Annotated in this window: 19 protein-coding genes and 1 pseudogene; 10 read left to right on the forward strand and 10 right to left on the reverse strand. The window is 74.8% G+C overall.

Annotated features, from left to right (window positions below):
* Nucleotides 1-28 precede the first annotated feature (28 nt).
* Both ABD946_RS39875 and ABD946_RS39880 read left to right on the forward strand, forming a co-directional pair.
* Nucleotides 29-946, forward strand: a complete 918-nt coding sequence (locus ABD946_RS39875) for a sporulation protein (RefSeq protein WP_345290609.1) — start codon at nt 29-31, stop codon at nt 944-946.
* 160 nt (nt 947-1,106) lie between these two features.
* Nucleotides 1,107-3,065 carry an LCP family protein gene (locus ABD946_RS39880; RefSeq protein WP_345290610.1) on the forward strand — a complete coding sequence of 653 codons (1,959 nt, stop codon included), beginning with the start codon at nt 1,107-1,109 and terminating at the stop codon, nt 3,063-3,065.
* A gap of 101 nt (nt 3,066-3,166) precedes the next feature.
* Here the strand turns inward: ABD946_RS39880 and ABD946_RS39885 are convergent, their stop codons facing one another.
* The 3 genes from ABD946_RS39885 to pheA form a co-directional block, all read right to left on the reverse strand.
* Entirely contained in the window at nt 3,167-3,970 is an 804-nt protein-coding gene (locus tag ABD946_RS39885) for an HAD family hydrolase (protein WP_345290611.1), read from the reverse strand.
* Nucleotides 3,967-5,241: a serine--tRNA ligase gene (gene serS, locus ABD946_RS39890; RefSeq protein ID WP_345290612.1), complete on the reverse strand. Its 1,275-nt coding sequence runs from the start codon at nt 5,239-5,241 to the stop codon at nt 3,967-3,969. The genes ABD946_RS39885 and serS overlap by 4 nt, the downstream gene beginning before the upstream one ends.
* Before the next feature lie 656 nt (nt 5,242-5,897).
* Nucleotides 5,898-6,833 (reverse strand): prephenate dehydratase, encoded by a 936-nt coding sequence (gene pheA, locus ABD946_RS39895; protein WP_345290613.1) that lies wholly within the window; start codon nt 6,831-6,833, stop codon nt 5,898-5,900.
* A 380-nt stretch (nt 6,834-7,213) separates the two neighbouring features.
* Between pheA and ABD946_RS39900 the strand changes: the two genes are divergently transcribed.
* A complete protein-coding gene (locus ABD946_RS39900) occupies nt 7,214-7,978 on the forward strand; it encodes an ABC transporter ATP-binding protein (protein ID WP_345290614.1) in 765 nt (254 codons plus the stop codon).
* A gap of 731 nt (nt 7,979-8,709) precedes the next feature.
* Nucleotides 8,710-10,239: pseudogene (locus ABD946_RS39905) on the forward strand (ABC transporter permease); the annotation flags it as partial.
* 331 nt (nt 10,240-10,570) lie between these two features.
* Here ABD946_RS39905 and efeB read toward each other — a convergent pair.
* The 6 genes from efeB to ABD946_RS39935 all read right to left on the reverse strand — a co-directional run bounded on the left by efeB (nt 10,571) and on the right by ABD946_RS39935 (nt 16,845).
* Nucleotides 10,571-11,785, reverse strand: a complete 1,215-nt coding sequence (gene efeB / locus ABD946_RS39910) for an iron uptake transporter deferrochelatase/peroxidase subunit (RefSeq protein WP_345290615.1) — start codon at nt 11,783-11,785, stop codon at nt 10,571-10,573.
* 5 nt (nt 11,786-11,790) lie between these two features.
* Nucleotides 11,791-13,872: a FixH family protein gene (locus ABD946_RS39915; RefSeq protein ID WP_345290616.1), complete on the reverse strand. Its 2,082-nt coding sequence runs from the start codon at nt 13,870-13,872 to the stop codon at nt 11,791-11,793.
* A gap of 6 nt (nt 13,873-13,878) precedes the next feature.
* Nucleotides 13,879-14,382, reverse strand: a complete 504-nt coding sequence (locus ABD946_RS39920; protein ID WP_345290617.1) for a copper chaperone PCu(A)C — start codon at nt 14,380-14,382, stop codon at nt 13,879-13,881.
* Nucleotides 14,379-15,059, reverse strand: coding sequence for an SCO family protein (locus tag ABD946_RS39925; RefSeq protein WP_345290618.1), 681 nt, complete (start codon nt 15,057-15,059; stop codon nt 14,379-14,381). Before ABD946_RS39925 ends, ABD946_RS39920 begins: the two co-directional genes overlap by 4 nt.
* An 80-nt stretch (nt 15,060-15,139) precedes the next feature.
* Nucleotides 15,140-15,886 carry a YcnI family copper-binding membrane protein gene (locus ABD946_RS39930; RefSeq protein WP_345290619.1) on the reverse strand — a complete coding sequence of 249 codons (747 nt, stop codon included), beginning with the start codon at nt 15,884-15,886 and terminating at the stop codon, nt 15,140-15,142.
* 140 nt (nt 15,887-16,026) lie between these two features.
* Nucleotides 16,027-16,845, reverse strand: coding sequence for a hypothetical protein (locus tag ABD946_RS39935; protein WP_345290620.1), 819 nt, complete (start codon nt 16,843-16,845; stop codon nt 16,027-16,029).
* A 230-nt stretch (nt 16,846-17,075) separates the two neighbouring features.
* On the opposite strand from ABD946_RS39935, the gene ABD946_RS39940 reads away from it, so the two are divergent.
* Together ABD946_RS39940 and ABD946_RS39945 are read left to right on the forward strand one after the other, a co-directional pair.
* The gene (locus ABD946_RS39940; RefSeq protein WP_345290621.1) at nt 17,076-17,726 is read left to right on the forward strand and encodes an ATP-binding protein; all 651 of its coding nucleotides are present in this window, start codon (nt 17,076-17,078) and stop codon (nt 17,724-17,726) included.
* 59 nt (nt 17,727-17,785) lie between these two features.
* Nucleotides 17,786-18,637 carry a nucleotidyltransferase domain-containing protein gene (locus tag ABD946_RS39945; RefSeq protein WP_345290622.1) on the forward strand — a complete coding sequence of 284 codons (852 nt, stop codon included), beginning with the start codon at nt 17,786-17,788 and terminating at the stop codon, nt 18,635-18,637.
* Nucleotides 18,638-18,641: 4 nt separating this feature from the next.
* Here ABD946_RS39945 and ABD946_RS39950 read toward each other — a convergent pair whose 3' ends face one another.
* Nucleotides 18,642-19,424 (reverse strand): thioesterase II family protein, encoded by a 783-nt coding sequence (locus ABD946_RS39950; RefSeq protein ID WP_345290623.1) that lies wholly within the window; start codon nt 19,422-19,424, stop codon nt 18,642-18,644.
* A gap of 138 nt (nt 19,425-19,562) precedes the next feature.
* Here ABD946_RS39950 and ABD946_RS39955 point away from each other — a divergent pair, with 138 nt between their 5' ends.
* The 4 genes from ABD946_RS39955 to ABD946_RS39970 all read left to right on the forward strand — a co-directional run bounded on the left by ABD946_RS39955 (nt 19,563) and on the right by ABD946_RS39970 (nt 22,958).
* Nucleotides 19,563-19,808 (forward strand): hypothetical protein, encoded by a 246-nt coding sequence (locus tag ABD946_RS39955; RefSeq protein ID WP_345290624.1) that lies wholly within the window; start codon nt 19,563-19,565, stop codon nt 19,806-19,808.
* Between the two features lie 27 nt (nt 19,809-19,835).
* Nucleotides 19,836-21,098 (forward strand): amidase, encoded by a 1,263-nt coding sequence (locus ABD946_RS39960; protein WP_345290625.1) that lies wholly within the window; start codon nt 19,836-19,838, stop codon nt 21,096-21,098.
* Between the two features lie 232 nt (nt 21,099-21,330).
* A complete protein-coding gene (locus tag ABD946_RS39965; protein WP_345290626.1) occupies nt 21,331-21,948 on the forward strand; it encodes a TetR/AcrR family transcriptional regulator in 618 nt (205 codons plus the stop codon).
* Between the two features lie 140 nt (nt 21,949-22,088).
* Nucleotides 22,089-22,958, forward strand: coding sequence for an alpha/beta fold hydrolase (locus ABD946_RS39970; RefSeq protein ID WP_345290627.1), 870 nt, complete (start codon nt 22,089-22,091; stop codon nt 22,956-22,958).
* Nucleotides 22,959-22,962: the final 4 nt, after the last annotated feature.

Here is a 22,962-nt window from a genome sequence, read left to right on the forward strand (position 1 = left end):
CCCTTTCCCGGAGTTGGAGTACCGCCCCATGGTGTTCAAGAAGCTGCTCGGTGCCCTCGGTGTCGGCGGCCCGGCCGTCGACACGGTGCTGTCCACGCCCGTGGTGCGGCCCGGTGGCCTGATCGAGGGTCAGGTCCACCTGACCGGCGGCAGCCAGGAGGCGGCGGTCAACGCGATCACGCTCGATCTGGTCGCCCGCGTGGAGATCGAGCACTCCGAGGGCGAGGCGAACGGCCTGGCCGGCTTCGCCCGGCACGTGGTGACCGGTCCGTTCACCCTGGCGGCGGGCGAGCGGCGCTCGCTCCCGTTCTCCTTCGCGGCCCCGTACGAGATCCCGGTGACCGAGCTGGCCGGGCAGCACCTGCACGGCATGGCGCTGGGCGTGCGGACCGAGGTGGACATCGCCGGGGCCCGGGACAAGGGCGACGCCGACCCGCTCGGGGTGGAGCCGCTGCCGGTGCAGCGCGCGCTGCTGGAGGCCTTCACGGCGCTCGGCTTCCGCTTCCGCTCCGCCGACCTGGAGGCCGGGCGGATCCACGGCACCGCGCAGGGCCTGCCGTTCTACCAGGAGATCGAGTACCTGGCCGCGCCGCAGTACGCGGACCGGTTCGGCGCGCTGGAGCTGACCCTGATCACCTCGGCCGAACGGGTCGAGGTGGTGCTCGAGTTCGACCGCCGGAGCAGCGACGTGGTCAACCACCACGTGGTGGAGCACGCGGTGGCCGGACAGGACCTCACCGGCCTGGTGGACGGCTGGATCCAGGAGGCGCTGGCCAAGGGCCCGTACGGCCACGCCCACGGCCACGCCCACGGCCACGGTGGCGGGCACGGCTTCGGCGGCGGCCTGGTGGCGGGTGCGGCGGTCGGGGTGGTCGGCGGTCTGGTGGTCGAGGAGTTCATGGACGAAGTGGTCGAGGAGGCCTTCGAGGATGCCTTCGAGGACTGATCCGATCGGGGTCACGGGGCTTGGTGGATCCTGCAATCGGGAGCCCGCCCCGTGACTCCGCAATGTTGCCTTTATATGCTCCGCAGAAGCTCTCCACGGCGGTATGCGGTCGGGGCGAAGCTGACGGAGTAGTACCTGGCTGCTGGTGGAGGGTGTGCGAATGTCTGGCCAGAGGCCGGGGTCCCCGGACCACGCCGAATGGTGGCGCGACGACGCCGCTCACGGGGGGGCCTACCAGGACCCGTACCAGCAGCAGTCGTACCCGCAGCAACCGCAGTACCAGCAGCCGCAGTACCCGCAGCAGGGCTACTACCAGCAGCCGCAGGCGCCCTATCAGCCGCAGGACCCGTACCAGGAGCAGTACCAGCAGGTGCCGCAGCAGGTCCCGCCGCCGCAGCGGGCCCAGCGGCCGGTCCCGGAGCCCGAGCCGGAGCACCTCGACCAGGAGCCGGTGCCGCGGCAGCCCACCGGCGGCCGGGCCGAGGCGCGCCGGGCCCAGCAGGCGGCCGCACTGGCGGCGCAGGGCGGCGCGGGCGCCGAGGACGGCACGCCGCCGGCCGGGCCCGGCCGGGCCGCGACCCGGGCCGCCGCGGCCAAGGGGGCGCCCAAGCGCAGCCGGAAGAAGATCGTCGCCCTGGTCGCGGCCGGGGCGATGGCCCTGGTGGTCTGCGCCGGCGGCGCGCTCTACCTGAAGTTCAACGGCAACCTCAGCACCTTCGGCAGCGACGGCCTGAACGAGGACCGCCCGGACGCCGCAGCGCCCGACGCCAACGGCAACACCCCGCTCAACGTGCTGCTGATCGGCTCCGACTCGCGGGCCGGCGACAACGCCAACCTGGGCGGCGGCGAGGAGGGCGGCGCGCGCTCCGACACCACGATCCTGCTGCACGTCTACGCCGACCGGAAGCACGCGGTCGGTGTCTCCTTCCCGCGCGACGCGCTGGTCACCCGCCCCAAGTGCAAGCTCCCGAACGGGAAGTGGACCAAGGAGGAGGCCGGGGTCATGTTCAACTCCGCCTTCTCCGTGGGCGGCACCGAGGAGGGCAACCCGGCCTGCACCCAGAACACCGTGGAGAAGCTCACCGGCCTGCGGGTCGACCACACCATCGTGGTGAGCTTCCAGGGCTTCGCCGCCATCACCGACGCGGTCGGCGGCGTCAACGTCTGCCTGCCCAACGCCATCTCCGAGGGCGACCTCAACCCGAACCTGCACCGCAAGGGCAAGCAGATCTTCCCCAAGGGCGAGCAGAAGGTCTCGGGCCAGAAGGCGCTGGACTACGTCCGGCTCCGGCACGGCATCGGCGACGGCTCGGACATCGGCCGGATGAAGCGTCAGCAGGCCTTCCTGGGTTCGCTGATCAAGGACATCAAGGCCAAGGGCATGGACGCCGGGACGCTGCTCCCGCTGGCCGACGCGGCCACCAAGTCGATCACCGTGGACGAGGCGCTCGGCTCCCCGGCCAAGCTGCTCTCCTTCGCGCTGCAGATGAAGAACATCGACCTCAAGAACATCCAGTTCATCACCCCGCCGTGGCGCTTCGAGGGCTCCCGGGTGGCCTTCCAGAAGCCCGACGTGGACGCCCTCTGGGCCGCCCTGAAGAGCGGCCGCACGCTGGACGGCCAGGACGCCAACGCACCCGCCGCGGGCGGCGGTTCGCCCGCCCCGGCCGCGCCCTCGCCCAGCCCCTCGCCGACCCAGGCCGCCCCGTCCGCGGTCAAGGGCACCGGCGTGAAGGTGAACGTCTACAACGGCACCACCACCGCCGGGCTGGCCACCGGCGCGGTCACCAAGCTGAAGGACTCCAAGTTCACGGTCGGCGCCACCGGTAACGCCTCCACCCAGAACCACACCACGACCACCGTGCAGTACGGCCCGGGCCAGAAGGCCGGTGCCCAGCTGGTCGCCGACCTGTTCCCCGGGGCCGCCCTGGAGTCCTCCACCAAGGCCGGCATCAACCTGGTGCTCGGCCAGGACTACGCCGCGGCCAACGGCGCCACCACCCCGGCCGCCGGTGGCGCCGGCGCCACCCCGACCGCGCTGCCCACCAGCATCTCGGGCGCGGCCCGCTCCGCGGACGCCCCGGCCTGCGACGACCTCACCTACGGCAGCCCGGGCTGACGACGCGTCAGGGGCCCGGCGCGTGCGCACCGGGCCCCTGCTGACGGTCCCTCGGACGGGCTGACGGCCCCTCGGACGGGCCCGGCGGGCCCGTTCCCGGGTCAGCCGTAGAGCCGCTCCAGGACGACGGCCACGCCGTCCTCGTCGTTGCCCGCGGTCACCTCGTCGGCCACCGCCAGCAGCTGCTCGTGGGCGTTGGCCATGGCCACCCCGTGCCCGGCCCAGCCGAACATCGGGACGTCGTTCGGCATGTCGCCGAAGGCGATGGTCTCGGAGCCCTTCACGCCCAGCCGGTGCGCGGCCACCGCGAGGCCGGTCGCCTTGGACAGGCCCAGCGGCAGCATCTCGACCACCCCGGGGCCGGCCATCGTGATGGTCACCAGGTCGCCCGCCAACCGCTCGGCCGCGGCGGCCAGTTCGTCGTCGGTGTGCTCCGGGTGCTGGAGGTAGAGCTTGCTCACCGGCTCGGCCAGCAGCTCGTCCCGCTCCACCCGGCGGATCGGCAGCCCGGTGCCGATCTCCAGCGCGTAGCCGGGCCCGGTGATCACCTCGCCGTCCAGCCCGTCCTGGCTGGCCGCGACGGCCATGGTGCCGATCTCGGCCTCGATCTTGGCCAGTGCGGCGGCGGCCAGCCGCCGGTCCAGGGTGAGCGAGGTGAGCAGCCGGTGCTCGCCCGCGTCGTAGACCTGGGCGCCCTGCGCGCAGACCGCCAGGCCGGTGTAGCCGATCTCGTCGAAGACCGTCCTGGTCCAGCGTGCCCCCCGCCCGGTCACGATGATGTGCCGCGCCCCGGCCGCGCCGGCCAGGGCCAGCGCGGCGCGGTTGCGCTCCGAGACGGTCTCCGCCGAACTCAGCAGGGTGCCGTCCAGGTCGGTCGCGACCAGGCGGTAGGGCAGGGGGGTCACTTGACGGGTTCCAGGACGGAACGCCCGCCGAGGTAGGGCCGCAGCGCCTCGGGGACGACCACCGAGCCGTCCTCCTGCTGGTGGTTCTCCAGCAGCGCCACGATGGTGCGGGGCACGGCCACCAGGGTGCCGTTCAGGGTGGCCAGCGGGCGCACCCCGTTCTCGTCGCGCAGGCGGATGGCCAGGCGGCGGGACTGGTACTCGGTGGTGTTCGAGGTCGAGGTGACCTCGCGGTACTTGCCCTGGGTCGGCACCCAGGCCTCGATGTCGAACTTGCGGACCGCCGAGGAGCCGAGGTCGCCGGAGGCGACGTCGATCACCCGGTAGGGCAGCTCCAGCGCGTTCAGGAAGTCCTTCTCCCACTGGAGCAGGCGGCGGTGCTCGGCCTCGGCGTCCTCGGGCGTGGTGAAGACGAACATCTCCACCTTCTCGAACTGGTGCACCCGGATGATGCCGCGGGTGTCCTTGCCGTAGGTGCCGGCCTCGCGGCGGAAGCAGGACGAGTAACCGGCGTACCGCAGCGGGAGCTTGTCCGCGTCGAGGATCTCGTCCATGTGGTACGCGGCGAGCGGGACCTCGGAGGTGCCGACCAGGTAGCGGTCCTCCTCCTCCAGGAAGTAGACGTTCTCCGCCGCCTGGCCCAGGAAGCCGGTGCCGTCCATGGCCGCCGGGCGGACCAGGGCCGGGGTGATCATCGGGATGAAGCCGGCCGAAGTGGCCTGCGCGATCGCCATGTTGACCAGGGCGAGCTCCAGCAGCGCGCCGACGCCGGTCAGGTAGTAGGAGCGCGCACCGGCCACCTTGGCCCCGCGCTCGGTGTCGATCGCACCGAGGATCTTGCCCAGCTCGACGTGGTCGCGGGGCTCGAAGCCCTCGGCCGCGAAGTCGCGCGGGGTGCCGATCTCCTCGAGGGTGACGAAGTCCTCCTCGCCGCCGACCGGGGCGGCCGGGTCGATCAGGTTCGCCAGCCCGCGGGCGAGGCGGTCGGCCTCCTCGGTGGCCTCGCGCAGCTCGGCCTCGGCGGCCTTCACCTCCGCGGACAGCTCGCCGGTCCGCTTCAGCAGGGCGGCCTTCTCCTCGCCCTGGGCCTTGGGGATCTGCTTGCCCAGGGTCTTCTGCTCACTGCGCAGCTCGTCGAAGCGCGTGGAGGAGGAGCGGCGCCGCTCGTCGGCTGCGAGGAGGGAGTCGACCAGGTCGACGTCCTCTCCACGGACGCGCTGCGAGGCGCGCACTCGGTCAGGGTCCTCACGGAGCAGGCGAAGGTCAATCACGGGGCCCAGCCTACCGGGGTGGGGGGTTCCGTCCGGAACGGGTTTCGCCGGTGTCGGACACTGTCCGGTCCATGGATTTATGTCCGCTTTTGTGGCACTGTGCCCCCGCGCACGTGTCAGGTCGGGCTGTGGACTGTGTCGAGTGGCTGGGGATAACTCCGCCGAGCCTGTGGATAACCACTGTGGAGAACCGCTCCCGGGCTCGCTGTCCACAGGTCCGGCGGCGGGCCTGTGGACGAGTCGGAAGTGACGGTTGTGGTGGCGATCCGCCAAGGAATTGAGGTTTGAAACCTCGATACGCCCACACGGGTAAGGGAATTTACCCACTCGGCCGGGTGATTTGCGGGATCGGGGGTGACTCTGGTCCGATTAGTCGGCTCCGACCGAGAAGCAGATGATCTGACCAGCTCCCGCAGTGGATATGCCGGTTTGTCGACTCGTCCCCAGGGCTGTGGATAACTCGGTGGAGGGCCGCCTGTGGACGGCCCCCGGGGGCCTGTGGACGAAGCATGCCGCCCGCCCCGGCGGGGCGGGCGACGGTCGGGAGCCCGCACTGCACCGCGCGGGTGAAGGGCTCCGCGTGTCGGAAATGGGACCTGAATGGTCGAAAGCGGTCGGCTCGGATCAGTTCCGGGCAAAGGCTCCGGAGAACGGACTCAGAGTTCGCCGCGTCCGTCCAGGCAGCGCGAGAGCCAGTCGGCGGCGGCGCTGAAATCCTGGTCCGAGGTGCCCGGCCGGAGCGCGGTCGGCGCCCCGTGGTCCGCCCGCGGATAGGAGCCGAGGAAGCGCACCTGCGGACAGATCCGCCGCAGGCCCATCAGCGCCTCGCTCACCCGGCGCTCGCTCAGGTGCCCCTCGCAGTCGATCAGGAAGCAGTACTGCCCGAGCCCCTCACCGGTCGGCCGGGACTCGATCCGCATCAGGTTGATCCCGCGCACGGCGAACTCCTGGAGCAGCTCCAGCAGCGCGCCCGGGTGGTCGTCCGGCAGCCAGACCACCATCGAGGTCTTGTCCGCCCCGGTCGGCGAGGAGACCCGTCCGGGCCGGCCCACCAGCACGAACCGGGTGGTCGCGTTGGCCGCGTCGTGGATGTCGGTGACCAACGGCTCCAACTGGTAGATCGGCGCCGCGAACTCACCGGCGAACGCCCCGTCGAACCGGCCCTCCTGGACCAGCCGCGCGCCGTCCGCGTTCGAGGCCGCCGACTCCCAGCGGGCGTCCGGCAGGTTCGCCGCCAGCCACTTGCGCACCTGCGGCTGGGCCACCGGGTGGCTGGTCACCGTCTTGATGTCCTCCAGCACCGTGCCGGGGCGCACCAACAGGGCGAAGGAGATCGGCAGCAGCACCTCGCGGTAGATCATCAGCGGCCCGCCGTTGGCGAGTTCGTCGCTGGTCGCCGTGACGGCGCCCTCCACCGAGTTCTCCACCGGCACGAACGCCCCGCTCGCCTCCCCGGCCCGCACCGCGTCCAGCACCGCCGGCACCGAGGCCAACGGCACCAGCTCCCGGGTCGCCGCCTCCGGCAGCGTCCGCAGCGCCGCCTCGGTGAACGTCCCCTCGGGGCCCAGGTAGGTGTACCGGGTCGCCGACATACCGCCTCCGAACGCATCGCAACAGCCAGACCGATCCACCTTAGCCAGTCCCACGCACCCCCACCGACCCGTCCGCCGACTGGTCTGCGCCCCGGGCCCCGGAGGGGCCACCAGGGGCGCGGGGCTGCGCCCCGGGCCGAAGGCCTCAGGGGCGCGAGGAACTGCGCGAGGGGGAACGGCAGCACCGGCAACCGGCTGACGGCGGTTCAGTTGCCGGTGCGCCGCCTTCCGGCCCGCGCAGTTCCTCGCGCCCCCGGCGGCATGGCCGATTCCCACCGGGGGTTATCCCCACCCCGGGGACGCCAGGGGACTCCATGGTTCCCGGAGCCCGTCGTTCCTAGGTTGGGAGATGCCGAAGATCCCGCCCCGGAAGGACCCCGATGGCCGTCCAGCAAGCCCACCCCGCCGCCGTCGAACTGCGCGGCGTACAGCGCCGTTACGGCTCCGTGCAGGCCCTGCGCGGCATCGACCTGGTGCTGCCCCGGGGCGGCTTCACCGCGGTGATGGGCCCGTCCGGCTCGGGCAAGAGCACCTTCCTGCAGTGCGCCGCCGGCCTCGACCGCCCGGACGCCGGTCAGGTGCTCCTCGGCGGCACCGACCTGGCCACCCTCGGCGAGAACAAGCTGACCCGGCTGCGCCGCAGCCGCATCGGCTTCGTCTTCCAGTCCTTCAACCTGCTCCCCTCCCTGACCGTCCGTCAGAACGTCCTGCTCCCGCAGCGCCTGGCCGGCGCCCGCCAGGACCGCCGCCGGGCCGACGAACTCCTCGCCCGGGTCGGCCTGCCGGAGCACGGCGGCCGCCGACCGCACGAGCTCTCCGGCGGCCAGCAGCAGCGGGTGGCCATCGCCCGCGCGCTGGTCACCGACCCGGAGGTGGTCTTCGCGGACGAGCCGACCGGCGCCCTGGACGCCCGGACCGCGCACGAGGTGCTGGGCCTGCTCCGCCGGGCGGTGGACGAACTGGGCGCCACCGTGGTGATGGTCACCCACGACCCGGTCGCGGCCTCGCACGCGGACCGGGTGCTCTTCCTCGCCGACGGCCTGCTGGTCTCCGCCCTGGAGCGCCCCGACCCGCAGACCGTCTCCGACCACCTGCTGCGCCTCACCGCCCGTGCCACCCACGCCGGTTCGGCGGTGGCGGCATGAGCGCCCTCGGCCTGGCCGCCGCCTCGGTGCGGGCCCGCCCGGCGGCCTTCGTCGGCAGCTTCGTCGCGCTGCTGTTCGGCGCTGTCGTCACCATCGCCTGCGGCGTCCTGCTCCAGACCGGCCTGACCGCGTCCCTCCCGCCGGTGAAGTACGCCGGGGCCCCGGTCGTGGTGGCGAACCGGGCCTCGGCCGAGGTCACCGTGGCCCCGGTCCCCGGCGAGAAGCCCGAGACCACCCGCATCACGCTGCCCGAAAGGGCAAGGGTGGAGCTGGAGTTGGCCGGCCGGATCGCCGCCCTTCCGGGCGTGGCCTCGGCCGTCCCCGAGCTCTCCTTCCCGGTCACCACCACGGCCGGCCCGTCCACCGCCACCGCCCTGACCGGTACCGACGGTCTGCAGGGCCGCGCCCCCGCCGCCGCCGAGCTCGCGGCCGGTGCGGACACCCCGTACCGCACCGGCGACCGGGTCACCCTCAACACCCCCTCCGGTCACCGGAGTTACCTGGTCACCGGCACCCTGCCGGGCCGTACCGGCCTCTGGCTCGACCCGGCCGAGGCGGCCCGCGCCGCCGGCCATCCGGGCCGGGTGGACGTCATCGCGGTGCAGCCGAAGCCCGGCGTCAGCACCGCCGAACTCGCCGACCAGGTACGGACGGTGGCCGCCGGCGCCCAGGTGCTGACCGGGGACGACCGCGCCACCGCCGAGCAGCCGCAGCTCGCCAACACCCGGGAGATGCTCACCGCCCTCGGCGGCTCCTTCGGCGGCATCACCGCCCTGACGGCGGTCTTCGTGGTCCTCGGCACCGTCGCCCTGGCCACCAACCAGCGGTCCCGCGAGTTCGCCCTGCTGCGCGCGGTCGGCGCCACCCCGGGCCAGATCCGCCGCACGGTGGCGACCGAGGCCGCGCTGCTGGCACCGGTCGCCGGAGCCCTGGCCGTGCTGCCCGGACTGGGCCTGGCCCGCTGGTGGTTCGGGCAGATGACGGAGCGCGGCATGGTGGCCGAGGGCGTGGCGCTGAACACCGGCCCGATCCCGGTGCTGGCCGCGGTCGGCACCGGACTGCTCTCCGCCCTGCTGGGCGGCTGGCTGGCGGCCCGCCGCCCGGCCAAGCTGCGGCCCGGACTGGCGCTCAGCGAGTCGGCGGCCGAGCGCCCCGGGCTCGGCAAGGTCCGCACCCTGTTCGGCGCGCTGGCCCTGGCCGGCGGCCTCGCACTGGCGGGCGTCGCGGCGAACCTCGGCGGCTCCGACGCCGCCAACACCGCGCTGGGCGTGGTGATGTGCCTGCTGCTGGCGGTCGGCCTGCTCGGCCCCCTGCTGGCCCGGGCCAGCGCCGCCGTCCTCGGCTGGCCGCTGCGCCTGCGCGGCGCGGCCGCCTCGCTGGCCGCCGACAACACCCGGGCCAACGCCCGCCGGCTGGCCTCGGCGATCACCCCGATCGTGATGGTCACCGCCTTCTGCGGCACCCTGCTCTTCCTACAGAGCACCCTCACCCACGCCGCGGGCGAGCAGGCCCGCCGCGGCCTGGTCGCCGACCACGTGGTCACCTCCGCCGGCCCGGGGCTGTCCCCGGACACCGTGTCCAGGGCGGCCCGCCTGCCCGGCGTCGGTGCGGCGGTCGGCATCCTCGACACCGCGGTCGCCCACCGCTCCGGCGACACCCCGGCCACCGCCACCGCCCTGGGCATCTCCGGCGACCCGGCGGCCTACGCCCGGGTGCTCGACCTCGGCGTGCGCGACGGCGACCTGTCCGGCCTGGCCCGCCCCGGCACGGTCGCGCTGGCCGCCGGTCTGGCCGAGGACCTCGGCGTGACGGTCGGTCAGCACGCCGCCCTCTGGCTCGGCGACGGCACCCCGGTGGAGCCGCTCGTGGTGGCCACCTACGACCGCGGCCTCGGCCTCGGCGAGGCCGTCCTGCCCCGCGCCGACCTGGCCGCCCACGTCACCACCGGCTACGACGGCCGGCTGCTGGTCCGGGCCGCCGACGGTGCCGACCGCGCCGCCGTGGCACGGGAGTTGGCCGGCCTCGGCGCGGTCACCGTGACCGACGCGGCCGAGCACGGCGCCCAGGCCGACCGCGACCGCGAGGCCAGCGGCTGGGCCAACTCCGTGATGGCGGCGGTGCTCGGCGGCTTCGCGGCCGTCGCCGCGGCCAACACCCTGGTGATGACCGTCCTGGACCGCCGCCGCGAGCTCACCCTCCTCAGGCTGGCCGGCTCCACCCGCCGCCAGATCCGCGGCATGCTCCGCTGGGAGGGCCTCCTGGTCGCCTCGGCCGGCCTCCTGATCGGCACCGCCATCGCCTGGGCCACCCTCACCCCCATCGCCCGCGGCCTCACCGGCGGCACCCCCTACGTCCCCCCCGACCCTCGCCCTCCCCCTCGCCGGAGCGGTCGTCCTCCTCGCCCTTGCCTCCACCGCTCTCCCAGGTCGGGCGATCATTTCGCGGCGCTGAGGAAATCGGTCACCCCGGGGGCGCGAGGAACTGCGCGAGTCGGAAGGCGGCCCAGCGCTAGATCGGGGCAGGCGAGCCAGTTGCACGCGCTGCCGTTCCCCCGCGCGCAGTTCCTCGCGCCCCCGGCATCACCAACCCCGCTCAGCCCTCCAGGAGTTGCTGCCCGACGTACCCGCCCTCGGGTGCGCCGGGCGGCACCGCGTACAGCCCCGAACTCTCGTGCCGCAGGAACCGCGAGAGCCCGTCCCCCCGGGCCAACTTCCGCTGCACCGGGACGAACCCCCGCAACGGATCGGCCTGGTACGCGACGAAGAGCAGCCCCGCGTCCGGCGACCCGTCCGCCGTGACCCCGTCCGCGTAGGAGAACCCCCGCCGCAGCATGGCGGCACCGCCGTTCGCGGAGGGCGCCGCCACCCGCACGTGCGCGTCGGCGGGGATCAGCAACCCCCCGTCCGGCCCGGTGGCGGTGAGGTCCACCGGCGTGTGCTCGCCCCCGCCCGAGAGCGGGCCGCCGTCCGACTTCCGCCGTCCGATCACCCGCTCCTGACGGTCCGTCGGCAGGCTCTCCCAGTTGTCCAGCAGCATTCGGATCCGCCGCACCACCGCGTACGTCCCGCCCCGCATCCAGTCCGACCCGCCCGCGAACACCTTCTCCTCGAACCCGGCCTCACCCGCCTTGGGGTTCCCGGTGCCGTCGATCTGGCCCATCAGGTTCCGCGGCGTCATCGGCCGCTCGGTGGCCCCGGGCGTCCGGCTGAAGCCCGCCATCTGCCACCGGAGGGCCGCCGCCCCCGTCGCCTGCCGCTGCAGCACCCGGAACGCGTGGAAGACCACCAGCGCGTCGTCCGCCCCGATCTGCACCCAGAGGTCGCCCTCGCTCCGCGCCGGGTCGATCGCGTCCTCGGGGAAGGCCGGCAGCGGGGCCAGTGCGGCCGGCCGACGGTCCGTCAGACCGGCCTTCTCGAAGAGCGCGGCCCCGAACCCGAAGGTGAAGGTCAGCCCGCACGGCCCGGCGTCCAGCGCGATCTGGTTCTCCGCCGACTCGGCCGTCTCCCCCCGGGCCAACCGCGCGGCGGTCGCCGACCACTGCCGCAGCAGCTGCCGCAGCCCGTCCCGGCCCGTGCCCGGGGCCAGGTCGAAGGCGGCCAACTGCACCCGGGCCTGGCCCGGTTCGGTGATCCCGGCCTGCCTCGGCCCGAAGAACGGGACGGCGGCCCGGCCCAGGGCCGCCGGAGCCCCGGCGGGGGAGTCGGCCAGCGCCTGCCGGCCCAGGGCACCGCCGGCCACGCCGACGGTCAGCCCGGCGGCTCCGACTCCGCCCAGGACGGCGCGGCGGGAGAGAGGGGACGCGCTCATGGTGCTCAGCCGATCTTCAGGGGTTTCACCTCGGTCACCTGGTCGATGTCGGAGGACCGCACGGTCACCGACACCACCCAGTTGCCCGCCAGCGGGAGTTGGGCCTGCCCGGTCCACTTGCCGGGGCCGCCGGACTGCAGGGCCACCGGCAGCGGGCCGAGGTCACGGTCCGGCAGGGTGACGGCCAGCTGGACCTCGGGCACCTCGACCGGCTGCCCGGCGGTGTCGGTCAGGGTCAGCGTGGTCGCGTTGAGCCCGACCCCGGCGGGGTTGAGCGTGACGGTGGCGGTGCCCTTGGCGTTGGGGGTGCGGCCGCCGGTGTCGTACGGGAGCTTGAGCTCCACGGTCCTGCCCGGCACCGTGCCGTCCCGGACCGGGTTGCGGTCGCCCGTGCCCGGTGCGGCGGAGCTGCCGCCACCGGGGGAGGCGGCCACCGCCTCGGCGACCTTGCCGGGCGGGGTGTTGGTCAGCATGGTGGTGACCACCAGCACGGCGACCGCCACGACGGCCTCCACCAGCACCGAGCGCCGCAGCCCGGCCCGGGCGGGGGAGCCGTCCCGCTCCTGACGCTCCGTCGCCTCGGCCCGCGCGGCCCGCTGCAGCGCCAACTGCGCGGCCCGCACCGGGTCCTCCTCGCCCGGGTCCGCACCGGAACCCCCGGTGCCGCCCGCAGCCCGGCCGCCCCTGGGGCCCACGCCCTCGCGCACCTCGACCCGCCCGGCCTCGACCTCCGCCTTGACCCCGTCCCGCTCCGCGGCCTCCGTGCCCTCCGCGGCGTCCGGCTCGGCCCGCAGCCGCGCCACCCACCCTCGGGAGAACCAGGCCACTCCGACCATCGCGACCACCACGCCGGTCTTCACCAGCAGCAGCCGCCCGTACTCGGTGTCCACCAGCGCCGCCCAGCCGCCCAGCCCGCGCCAGGACTGGTACAGCCCGGTGGCCACCAGCGCCGTGACCGACCAGAAGGCCAGCCGGGAGAAGAGCTCGACCGCGCGCGTCCCGACCCCGGCCCGCAGGCCGATCAGCAGCGCCACCAGCCCGCCCAGCCAGAGCGCCATCGCCAGCAGGTGCACCATCGCGCTGGGCAGCGCCAGCCAGACCTGCTCGCCGACCGAGGCGTGGTCCGCCCCGGCCCAGGTGGCGGAGAGCGCCACCGCGAGCACCAGCCCGGCCACCCCGAGGCCCAACCGGGCGTCCCGGAGCGGACGTTCGGCGGCCTTGCGCTCCAGCCGCCGCAGCTCGTCCTCCTCCGCGTCCCCCGTCGGTCCGGAGCCGTCGGCCGCCCCCGCCGTCGGCACGGCCGGCCGGGCCTGGCCCAACTGCCCCACCAGCAGCGAGAGGAAGACCCCGGCGGCGGCGAGCAGCAGCAACCGCACCGAGAGCGCGGTGCCGATCCGCTCGTCCAGCGTGGCGCGCACCAGCGAGAGGTCCAGCGCCTGCCCGATCCCGGTGCCCCGCTCGTACGGGCCGCGCAGCAGCAGCACCCCGACGGTCGAGACCAGCAGCGCGACCCAACCGGTCATCAGCAGCCGCTGCACCGCCCGCACCGCGACCCCGGCGGGCCAGCAGACCAGCACGAACGCGGCCGCCCCGGCCAGCAGGGCGAAGGCGCCGTACGCGACGGCCCGGCCGGTGCCGTAGAAGAACGCGACCGTGGAGTCGGCCTCGGCGTTCTGCAGTGCGGTGGCGGAGACGGTGGTGGCGGAGGGGGCGCCGATCGAGAAGACGAAGGCGCCGCCGATCGGGTGCGAGTCCTCGGAGACGGCCCGCCAGGCGACGGTGTAGGTGCCGTTCGCCAGGCCGCCCTTGAGGCCGACCCGGGCGGTGGCGGCCTTGCCGTCCACGTGGCCGGGGGCCCCACTGTCCACCGACGCACCGTCGGGGCCGAGCACCCGGACCGAGTCCGGCGAGAGCGAGACGCCCTCGCTGAAGGTCAGCGTGACGGCCGCCGGGGCGGCGGGCAGCACCGTGTTGGCCGCCGGGTCGGTGGAGACCAGCGCGGCGTGCGCGGAGGCCGTCCCGGCCCCGCCGATCAACAGCACCAGAACCGCGCCCGCCACGGCGAGCAGAGCACCGAGCCTTCTCATGGGTCGTCAGCTTCCCGGTCGGTAGGTGAGCGGCTGGACCGGGACCTTGACGGCCACCGTCCCGCCCTTCTTGAAGGTGAGGTCCAGTTCGAGCTGGTCGCCGACGGCGGGCGCCTTCTCCCAACCCATGATCATCAGGTGGTTCCCGCCCCGGGCCAGCTGCAGCTCGCCGCCGGACGGCACCGGGAAGGACTCCACCTGCTCCATGGTCTGGTCGGTGGAGCGGTGCATGGTGACCGACTTGGCCGCGGGGCTGGAGACCTTCACCAGTTCGTCGGCGCCGCCCTCGTTGCGCACCGTCAGGTACCCGGCGCCCATCCCGTTCGGGCTGGCGGGCAGCGGGATGTAGGAGTCGACCACGCTGAGCCTCGGGGCGGCCCCGGCCACCGCGGCACCGGCCGACGGCGCGTCGGCCCCGGAGCCGGACCCGCAGCCGACGAGTATCGTCCCGGCGGCCAGCACGGCGGCCAGGCCCGACCCGATCAGGGCACTGCGGCGGAAGCCGGTCACGCGGCCACCCCCTTGGCCAGCAGCGGGAGGTCGTGCGCGAAGGTCTGGGTGGAGGTGCTGCTCAGGTAGAGCAGGTGGGCCTTGTCGTCGGAGGGCAGGAAGCCCAGCACCTGGGCACCGTGCGAGGAGGTGACGGTGCCGTCCTTGTTCACGATCGGGTCCTCGACCAGCACGCCGAGGGTCTTGGCGGCGGCCTTCACCTTCTCCAGGTCACCGGTCAGGCCGGTGAAGCTCTTGCCCATCGAGTCCAGCCAGGTGCGCAGCACCTTCGGGGTGTCCCGCTCCGGGTCGGTGGAGACGAAGACCACGTCGATCTTCTGCTGCTCCTCCGGGGAGAGCTTGGACATCGCCACGCCGATGTCGCCCATGGTGGTCGGGCAGACGTCCGGGCAGCTGGTGTAGCCGAAGAACAGCAGGGTGGCCCGGCCGGCGGTCTTGGCGCGCAGGTCGTAGGGCTGGCCGGAGGTGTCGTTCAGCACCAGGTCGGGCTTGTCGAAGTGCTTGGTCAGCACGGTCGCCTGGTAGGGCGACTTGCTGCTCTCCTTCGAGACCTTGGCGGGGCCGCCGGCGCCGGAGCCGGAGGAGCCGCAGGCGGTCAGGGCGAGGGCGGCGGTCAGCGCGAGGGCGGCGGCGCCGAGCAGTCGGGGGGAGGTCCGTCGGGTGGTGCGGGGTGCCATGGTGATCCGTTCGTGGGGCGTGCGACTGCGGCCGGGCCCGGGCCGCCGCCTGGCGTGCGGCGGCCCGGACCGGCCCTGACTCAGGAGGCGCTGCTCTTGCGGCGCAGGCCCAGGACGCCGAGCCCGGCGCCGATCACGCCGACCACGATGCCGACCACGCCGAGGGTGCGGGCGGTGGAGTCGTCGGCCTTGGCCACGGCCTGGCCGCCCTTGTCGGCCGCCTTGTCCTTCGCGGCGTCGGCCGAACCGGCCGCGTGGTGGTCGGCGCCGGCAGCGGCGGCCGGGGCCTTGGTGAGGGTCAGCACCGGGGCGGGCTTGGCCGGCTCGGGCTGGCCCTCCTTGGCCTCGTCGATCCAGCGGACCACGTTGCCGTCGTCGTAGGTCTGCAGCGCCTTGAAGGTGAGCTTCTCGGTGTCGGTCGGCAGCGCGCCGAGCGAGACCTTGAACTCCTGGAACTGGCCCGGGGCGATCTTCGCGCCGCCCTCGGCGGTCCAGGTGATCTTGGAGACCGCTTCGGTGATGTCCTGGCCGTGCGCCTTCAGCGGCTTGTCGAGCTTGGACTTCTCCAGCACGGCGGTCCAGCCCGGCACCGGCAGCACACGGACCGAGGCCATCGGGTGGTCCAGCGGAAGGTTGACCTCGAGCTTCACGGTCGAGGCGGAGTCGCTCTCGTTCGGCACCCGGAAGTCGACGGCGGTGTAGCCGCCCTGCTGGGCCGAGCCCGGCTGGACGGTGACGTGCGCGAACGCCGGGGCGGCCAGGGCCAGCACGGAGGCGGCGGCGACGGCGGCGGCAGCGGTGAGACGACGGGCAGGAGAGATGCGCATGGGTGTGGGCTCCAGACGGAGACGGCGGGCTGCCGCGCCGGCCGTGGTCGGCGGCGCGCGGGCCCGCAGGGGTACGGGACGTGGGATCTGACCAGGGGTCAGTACTCTTCGCACGCCGTACGGGGCCCGGAGGCCCTGGGTCAGCGCGCGAACCCGTACCCGGGAGGCCCGCGCCTCAGCAGGCTGTGCCGCAGCGAGACGGCGGCGGGCAGCCGCCAGTCGCCCGCCCGGGGCGCGCGCAGGGCGCGCGGCGCGGGCAGCGGGCCGAGCAGCAGCGCCAGCACCAGGGCCAGCACCGTGCGGAGCGGGGCGGCGCACTCCTGTGCCGCCCGCGCGGTCAGCCGGAGCAGCCGCCAGAGCGCGGCCTCCCCCCGGCGCAGCCACCAGCCGGCCACCACGGCGGCGGCCAGGTGGCCCAGCAGCATCGGGACGGTCATCCCGAGGAAGCCCTGGTCCGGAGCGGCGGTGGTCAGCGGGTAGGCCGTCGGGTCCAGCCCGGCGGCCCGGACCAGCTGCGCCGGGTCCCCGGCCAGCGGGAGCCCGGTCTCGTTGCAGACCAGCCGCCCCGCCACCTGAGGCAGCGTCAGCCCGCCGTGGTGCATCCCGGCCATGCCGGTCATCGCCACCCCGGCGAACCCGCCGCAGGCCGAGTGGAAGAGCAGGTGCAGCCCCAACTGCCCGGCGCCCAGCGCCCCGGCGATCGAGCCGAGCGAACGCTCCCGGCCGCCGAGCGCGGCGGCCACCGCGCAGACCAGCACGAAGCCGAGCACCAGCGCGGGCAGTGCCACCTCGCCGCTGCCGACCAGGGTGTGCCCGGCGGCCGCGATCACGGTGCAGACCAGCGCGAACGGCACGGCCCGGGCCAGCCGCAGGTCCCACGCGGCGACGGGAGCGGCCTGCGGAGCACGGCGGCTCCCGGTGGCGGCTCCCGGCGGCGGGGCGGGCTGATGGCTGGTCATGGCTGAGCCATCCTCTCACCGCCTACAAGCGGCCCCCGGGGAGGGGCGGAAAATACATCACATTGCCCCGTTCGGCCCCGGCGTGCGCGCCGTGCAACGCGCTGCCCGGCACACCCCGCTGCACCAGTCCATCCGCCGAACGGGCGGTCCCGGGGCCCGTGCACGGTTCACCCGCGAATGTGCCGGAGATACCTAGTTGTATGTGGAGCCGCAGCCAGGAGGGACCTCCCGTGGACATCTGGTGGACTCTGCACCTCAAGCGCGACCCGGCCAGCGTGCCGCTCGCCCGCCGCATCCTGCTGGGCGCCATGGACTCCGCCGGGGTCGACCCCCAGATCGCCTTCGACCTGGGCATCGCCCTCACCGAGGCCTGCGCCAACGCCGTCGAGCACGCCACCACCGCCCGCCCCGACGAGGGCTTCCAGGTGACGGCCTCCATCTCCGGCGACACCCTGCGCATCGAGGTCACCGACTCCGGCCCCGGCCTGCCCCCGGCCACCGTCCCCGTCCGCACCCCGCCGCTGCCCGCCGTCCGCCGCGCCGCCGCCCCCTCCCCGGCGCGCCCCCGCACCCGCTGTCGCACCCGCCGCGGCCGCGCCACCCTCCCGGCCCCCGCCCTCACCACCCACCGCCCCCGCGGCGACGGCCGCCCCGCCCCCTACGACACCCACGTCCTCCCGGCCGGCCGCCCCACCTCCGCCCGCCCGGTCGACCTCGAGGCCCTCCCCGACCTCTCCGCCGAGAGCGGCCGCGGCCTCTTCCTCATCCACGCCCTCACCGACCACGTCCAGCTCCGCAACCACCCCCTCCGCGGCGCCATCGTCAGCTTCGACAAGGTCCTCAAGTGGCAGGACGACGCCCTCCTCCGCGCCGCCTCCTGAGCACCGTCCCGGAAGGAAACCCGGCTGACCTGCCGTCAGCCCGGCCGTAGGCTCGCCGGATGACGAACCCGCAGCTGCCCGAACCCGCCGCCACGCTCGCCCGGATCGGGGAGCGGCTGGCCCGGCTGCCCGGGGTGACGGGGGTGGTGCTGGGCGGCTCGCGGGCCCGGGGCGCGGCCCGGCCGGACTCGGACCTGGACATCGGGCTGTACTACGACCCGGACGCCGCGCCGGAGTTCGGGCAGGTGCTGGCGGCGGCCGCGGAGCTGGACGACGGGGGCGCACCGGCCGGGCACGGCGGGTACGGCGAGTGGGGGCCGTGGATCAACGGCGGCGTCTGGCTCACCGCGGACGGGCTGAAGACCGACGTCCTGCTGCGCGACCACGCCCGGGTGGAGCGGGTGGTCCGGGAGGCGGCGGCCGGACGCTTCACCGTCGACTACCAGCCGGGCCACCCGCACGGCTTCGTCTCGACCGTCTACGCCGGCGAGGTGCGGCACAACCTGCCGCTGCGCGACCCCGAGGGCCGGCTGGCCGCCCTGCGCGCCCTGGTCGACCCGTACCCGCCGGCGCTGGCCGAGGCCGTGGTGGCCCGGTTCGGCTGGGAGGCGGGCTTCTCCCTGGACGGGGCACTCTCCCCGGCCCGCCGGGGCGACCTGCACCAGGTCACCGGCCTGCTGCACCGCGCGGTGGCCTGCCTCAACCAGGTGGTCTTCGCCCTCAACGGCCGCTTCCTGCTGAACGAGAAGGGCGCCCTCGCGGAGGCGGCGGGGATGCCCCGCACCCCCGCCGATTACCGGCCCCGCACGGAGGCGGCCCTGACCGGGCTCTCGGTCGACCCGTCGACGCTGCGGTCCGCCGTGGACGCGGTGCGCGGGCTGCACGAGGAGCTGGCGGGCCTGCGGCCGTGAGGCGTCAGGAGGCGTCCTGCCGGAGCACACCGCCGAGGTCGGCCACGATCTGACGGGCGATCACCTCACGGTGCTCGCGCAGGTAGAAGTGGCCCCCGGGGTGGAGGTGCAGGCCGGTGAGGTGCGGCAGCCGCCCGGCCAGCTCCGCCACGGCGGGGGCGGGCGTCACGGGGTCCTCCTGCCCGGCGAAGAGCGACTGCGGCAGCTCGGTCAGCGGCGCGCGCAGCTCCGCCGGCGCGGTGTCCACCAGCTGGAAGTCGCTCCGGATCGCGGGGGAGAACATGTTCCACAGCTCCGGCACGGCCAGCACCTCGGCGGGGGTGCCGCCCATCCCGACCAGCAGCTCCCGCAGCGCGTCGTCGGAGCGCAGGTAGCGCGGCTCCGCCGCATCGGCGGGCCGGGCCCGGTCGGCCGCCCAGGCCGAGAGGCCGAGCCAGCGCGGCCCCGGCTCCCCGGCGGTCCGTATCCGCCGGGCGAGTTCGGTGGCGACCAGTCCGCCCATGCTGTGCCCGAAGAAGGCGTACGGCCCGGTCAGCAGGCCGCGCAGGTCCGCCCGGAAGCGCTCGGCCAGCGCACCCAGCTCGGTCAACGGCGCCTCGCTGCCGCTGAAGCCGCGCCCGGGCGCCTCCGTCAGCACGACGTCCCAGTCGGCCGGGAAGAGCTCGCACCACTCCCGGAAGAACAGGTGCGAGCCACCGGCGTGGTGGAAGAGGAAGAGCCGCACGGCGGGCGCCTCGACCGGCCGGAGCCGGATCGCGGTGCGGTCGGTGCGGAGCGTGGCGCTCATGCGGGATCCTCCGTGGTCGGTCGTCCGGTGACGGGTACCAGTCTGGGGCCGGGGCGCCCGGCGGCCGGGCACCGGGTCGGCCGTCCTGACGGGCGCTCAGGAATTGCCGGTCGCGGGCGGGCGGCGCAGCCTTGGGGCATGGAGCACCAGATGCGGGCCGAGTACGGCCCTGACGGTCAGTCCGGTGGCGTGAAGAGCTGGCACATCACCACGGTGGGCGCCTCCACCGCGATGTGCGGCCACGAGCTGGAGAGCGCGGCGGAGACCCGGGAGCCGACCCGGTGGTCGGAACAGCCCGACCTCAACTGCCACACCTGCGGAGCCCTCTTCCTCCGCGAGGTGCCGTACCTGCCCAGCGAACACACCTACACCGAGCAGCCCTAGCCCGCCGCGCCCGTGGACCCGGCAGGCGTGCACCCGGCAGGCGTGGACCCGATGGACGTGGGCCCCGAGGGCGAAGGGGCGGACCCGGAAGGCGTGGTCGAGGAGCTGTGCGCCCGGATCGACCGGCTCGACCCGCTGCTGCGGACCTTCACCCCGGAGCCCGGTCGCTACGCCCGGCTCGCCGCCGAGGCCCGCACCCTGGCGCACCGCCCCGACCGCCCCGACCGCCCGCCGCTGTACGGGGTGCCGGTCGGGGTGAAGGACGTCCTGCACGTGGACGGACTCCCGACCCACGCCGGCTCCGCCCTGCCGCCGGGCGTGCTCGCCGGGCCGGAGGCGACGGCGGTACGGCGGCTGCGGCGGGCGGGAGCCCTGGTGGCGGGCAAGACCGTCACCGCCGAGTTCGCCCTCGGCGCCCCCGGCCCGACCCGCAACCCGCACGACCCGACGCGCACCCCGGGCGGCTCCAGCAGCGGCTCGGCGGCGGCGGTCGCGGCCGGGCTGGTGCCGCTCGCCCTCGGCACCCAGACCCTCGGCTCGGTGATCCGCCCGGCCGCCTACTGCGGCGTCGTCGGCTTCCGCCCCACGTACGGCCGGATCCCCCCGGACGGGATGATCGCCTGCGCCCCGAGCCTCGACACCATCGGCGTCCTGGCCTCCGGCGTCGCGGGCGCGGCACGCGCGGCGGCGCTGCTCTGCGACGGCTGGACGCCGGTGGCCGGCGAGCTGCCCGCGCCGGTGCTCGGCGTCCCCGAGCCCTACCTGGCCCCGGTCGATCCGGCCGCGCTGGCGGTCTTCGAAACGGTCCTCGGGGAGCTGGGGCTGACGGTCCGTCGGCTGACCCCGGCGGGTGGCCTGGAGGCCGTGGTCGAGGCCGTGGAGGTGGTCACCCGGTACGAACTGGCGCGGGTGCACGAGGAGTTGTTCCCCCGCTTCGGCCGCCTCTACCGCCCCGAGACGGCGGCGGCCATCCGGCACGGGCAGGAGATCACCACCGCGGAGTACGCCGCCGCCCAGCGCGACCTCACCCGCCACCGCCGCGACCTCACCGCACTCACCGCGACCGAGGGCATCGACGTCTGGGCCACCCCCGCCGCCACCGGCGCGGCCCCGTCCGGTCTGGAGTCCACCGGCGACCCCGTCATGTCCACCCCCTGGAGCGCCCTGGGCTGGCCCGCCCTCACCCTCCCCACCACCCCGCCCGACGCCCTCCCCCTGGGCCTCCAACTCATCGCCCCGGCCCACCACGACGAACGCCTCCTCACCTGGGCCGGAGACTGGGCAACGTAGGTGGTCACCCCAAGGGCGCGAGGAACATAGGTGGTCACCCCGGGGCGTGAGGAACGTAGGTGGTCACCCCGGGGCGCGGGGAACTGCGCGAGTCGGAAGGCGGCCCAGCGTGAGGTCGGGGCAGGCGAGCCAGTTGCACGTGCTGCCGTTTCCCTGCGCCCCCGGCATCACCACCTGCGTGCGCCGCGCAGGCCCTACCCTGGAGGGCCGGATGCGGAGTGAGGTGGGAGCAGTGGCCGGAACAGCCACCGACGGACGGGTGCAGCGGGGCAACGAGACCCGTCGCGCGGTGCTCGGCCGGGCCGTCGAGGTGGCCTCGGTCGAGGGGCTGGGGGCGCTGTCGATCGGGCGCCTGGCCACCGACCTGGGGCTGAGCAAGAGCGGGGTGTTCGCCGCCTTCGGGTCGAAGGAGGAGCTCCAGCTCTCCACCGTCCGGGCCGCCCGCCGGATCTTCTACGACGTCGTGATCGCCCCGCACGAGCAGGAGGCCCCGGGCCTGTCGAAGCTGCGTGCCCTGTGCGCGAGCTGGGTCGGCTACGCCCGCGACCGGGTCTTCCCGGGCGGCTGCTTCTTCCAGTCGGTCTCGGCGGAGTTCAACACCCAGCCCGGCCCGATCCGGGACGCCCTGGCCGAGGCCGCCCGCGACTGGGAGGGCCTCCTGATCGACCTCGTCCGCGCCGCCCGCGCCGCCGGCGAACTGACCCCGGCCGCCGAGCCCGAGCAGCTCGCCTTCCTCCTGGTCGCCGCGATGGAGACCGCCAACGCGCAGAGCCTGCTCCTCGACGAACCGGCCCGCTTCGACCGCGCCGCGGCCGTCATCGACCGGACCCTCACCGCCTTCGCCTCCTGACCCCCGCCCGTCCCCGCCCGTCTCCACCCGCACCGTTCACCGTCCGCCGTCCACTCTCCAAAAACTGCACGAACGGTCGTGCTAATATATTTCCCCAGAGAGGCCGCACACCCATGCCGCGGCCCGACCGGGGAGCGCCCATGGACCTGTCCGTCGCCCTGATCCGCACCACCCTCAACGCCACGGCGGCCCTCGCGCCCCGCCTGGCCGGCCACGCCGCCTTCGCCCTCTTCCTCCGCCCGGTGCACCGCAGCCGTCTGCGCCCCGAGGAGCGCGAGCTGCACGCCGCCGCCGCGGTCGAGCGCATCGAGGTGCACGGCACCGCCGTCACCACCTACCGCTGGGGCGACGGTGCGCGCCCGGTGCTGCTGCTGCACGGCTGGCAGTCCCGCGCCTCCCGCTACGCCGCCCTGATACCCCGGCTGCGCGCACTCGGCCTCACCGTGGTCTCCTTCGACGCCCCCGGCCACGGCGAGTCGGCCGGCCGGACGGTGACGATCCTCGACTACCGCGAGGCGATCCGTCAGCTGCACGACCGCCACGGCCCGTTCGAGGCGGTGGTCGCCCACTCCCTCGCGGTCCCGGCCGCCGTGCTGGCGCTGCGCGACACCGCCAAGGCCGGGCGCCTGGTGGCGATCGCCGGCCCGGGGGACTTCGACTTCTTCCCGCGCGCCTTCGCCGCCGGCCTCGGTCTCGGCGGCTGGGCGGTCCCCGAACTGCGCCGCCGGATCGCCGCTGTGCTCCCGCCCGGCCTGGAGTATCCGGGCCTCAGCCCGGTGCACCGCCCGGAGGAGCTCGCCCTGCCCGTCCTCCTGGTGCACGACGAGGACGACCGCGTGATCCCGTACGCCGAGTCCGGCCCGCTCCACGCGGCGTACGAGCCGTACAGCGCACGCCTGCTGACCACCCGTGGGCTCGGCCACAAGCGGGTGCTCACCGAGCCGGCCGTGCTCGACAACGTGCTCGGCTTCCTCGCCGAACCGTTCCCCGTCCCCACCCCCGCCCGCTGAGACG

The sequence above is a fragment of the Kitasatospora albolonga genome (assembly GCF_039535905.1).
GTDB classification, from domain to species: Bacteria; Actinomycetota; Actinomycetes; order Streptomycetales; family Streptomycetaceae; genus Kitasatospora; species Kitasatospora albolonga.

Excerpts from the sequence above, each read along its gene's own strand:
- ABD946_RS39970 (WP_345290627.1), top strand. The coding sequence starts at position 22,089 with ATGGACCTGTCCGTCGCCCTGATCCGCACCACCCTCAACGCCACGGCG.
- ABD946_RS39955 (WP_345290624.1), top strand. The coding sequence starts at position 19,563 with ATGGAGCACCAGATGCGGGCCGAGTACGGCCCTGACGGTCAGTCCGGT.
- ABD946_RS39935 (WP_345290620.1), bottom strand. The coding sequence starts at position 16,845 with ATGACCAGCCATCAGCCCGCCCCGCCGCCGGGAGCCGCCACCGGGAGC.
- ABD946_RS39930 (WP_345290619.1), bottom strand. The coding sequence starts at position 15,886 with ATGCGCATCTCTCCTGCCCGTCGTCTCACCGCTGCCGCCGCCGTCGCC.
- ABD946_RS39880 (WP_345290610.1), top strand. The coding sequence starts at position 1,107 with ATGTCTGGCCAGAGGCCGGGGTCCCCGGACCACGCCGAATGGTGGCGC.
- ABD946_RS39945 (WP_345290622.1), top strand. The coding sequence starts at position 17,786 with ATGACGAACCCGCAGCTGCCCGAACCCGCCGCCACGCTCGCCCGGATC.
- ABD946_RS39900 (WP_345290614.1), top strand. The coding sequence starts at position 7,214 with ATGGCCGTCCAGCAAGCCCACCCCGCCGCCGTCGAACTGCGCGGCGTA.
- ABD946_RS39915 (WP_345290616.1), bottom strand. The coding sequence starts at position 13,872 with ATGAGAAGGCTCGGTGCTCTGCTCGCCGTGGCGGGCGCGGTTCTGGTG.
- ABD946_RS39950 (WP_345290623.1), bottom strand. The coding sequence starts at position 19,424 with ATGAGCGCCACGCTCCGCACCGACCGCACCGCGATCCGGCTCCGGCCG.
- pheA (WP_345290613.1), bottom strand. The coding sequence starts at position 6,833 with ATGTCGGCGACCCGGTACACCTACCTGGGCCCCGAGGGGACGTTCACC.
- ABD946_RS39875 (WP_345290609.1), top strand. The coding sequence starts at position 29 with ATGGTGTTCAAGAAGCTGCTCGGTGCCCTCGGTGTCGGCGGCCCGGCC.
- efeB (WP_345290615.1), bottom strand. The coding sequence starts at position 11,785 with ATGAGCGCGTCCCCTCTCTCCCGCCGCGCCGTCCTGGGCGGAGTCGGA.
- ABD946_RS39925 (WP_345290618.1), bottom strand. The coding sequence starts at position 15,059 with ATGGCACCCCGCACCACCCGACGGACCTCCCCCCGACTGCTCGGCGCC.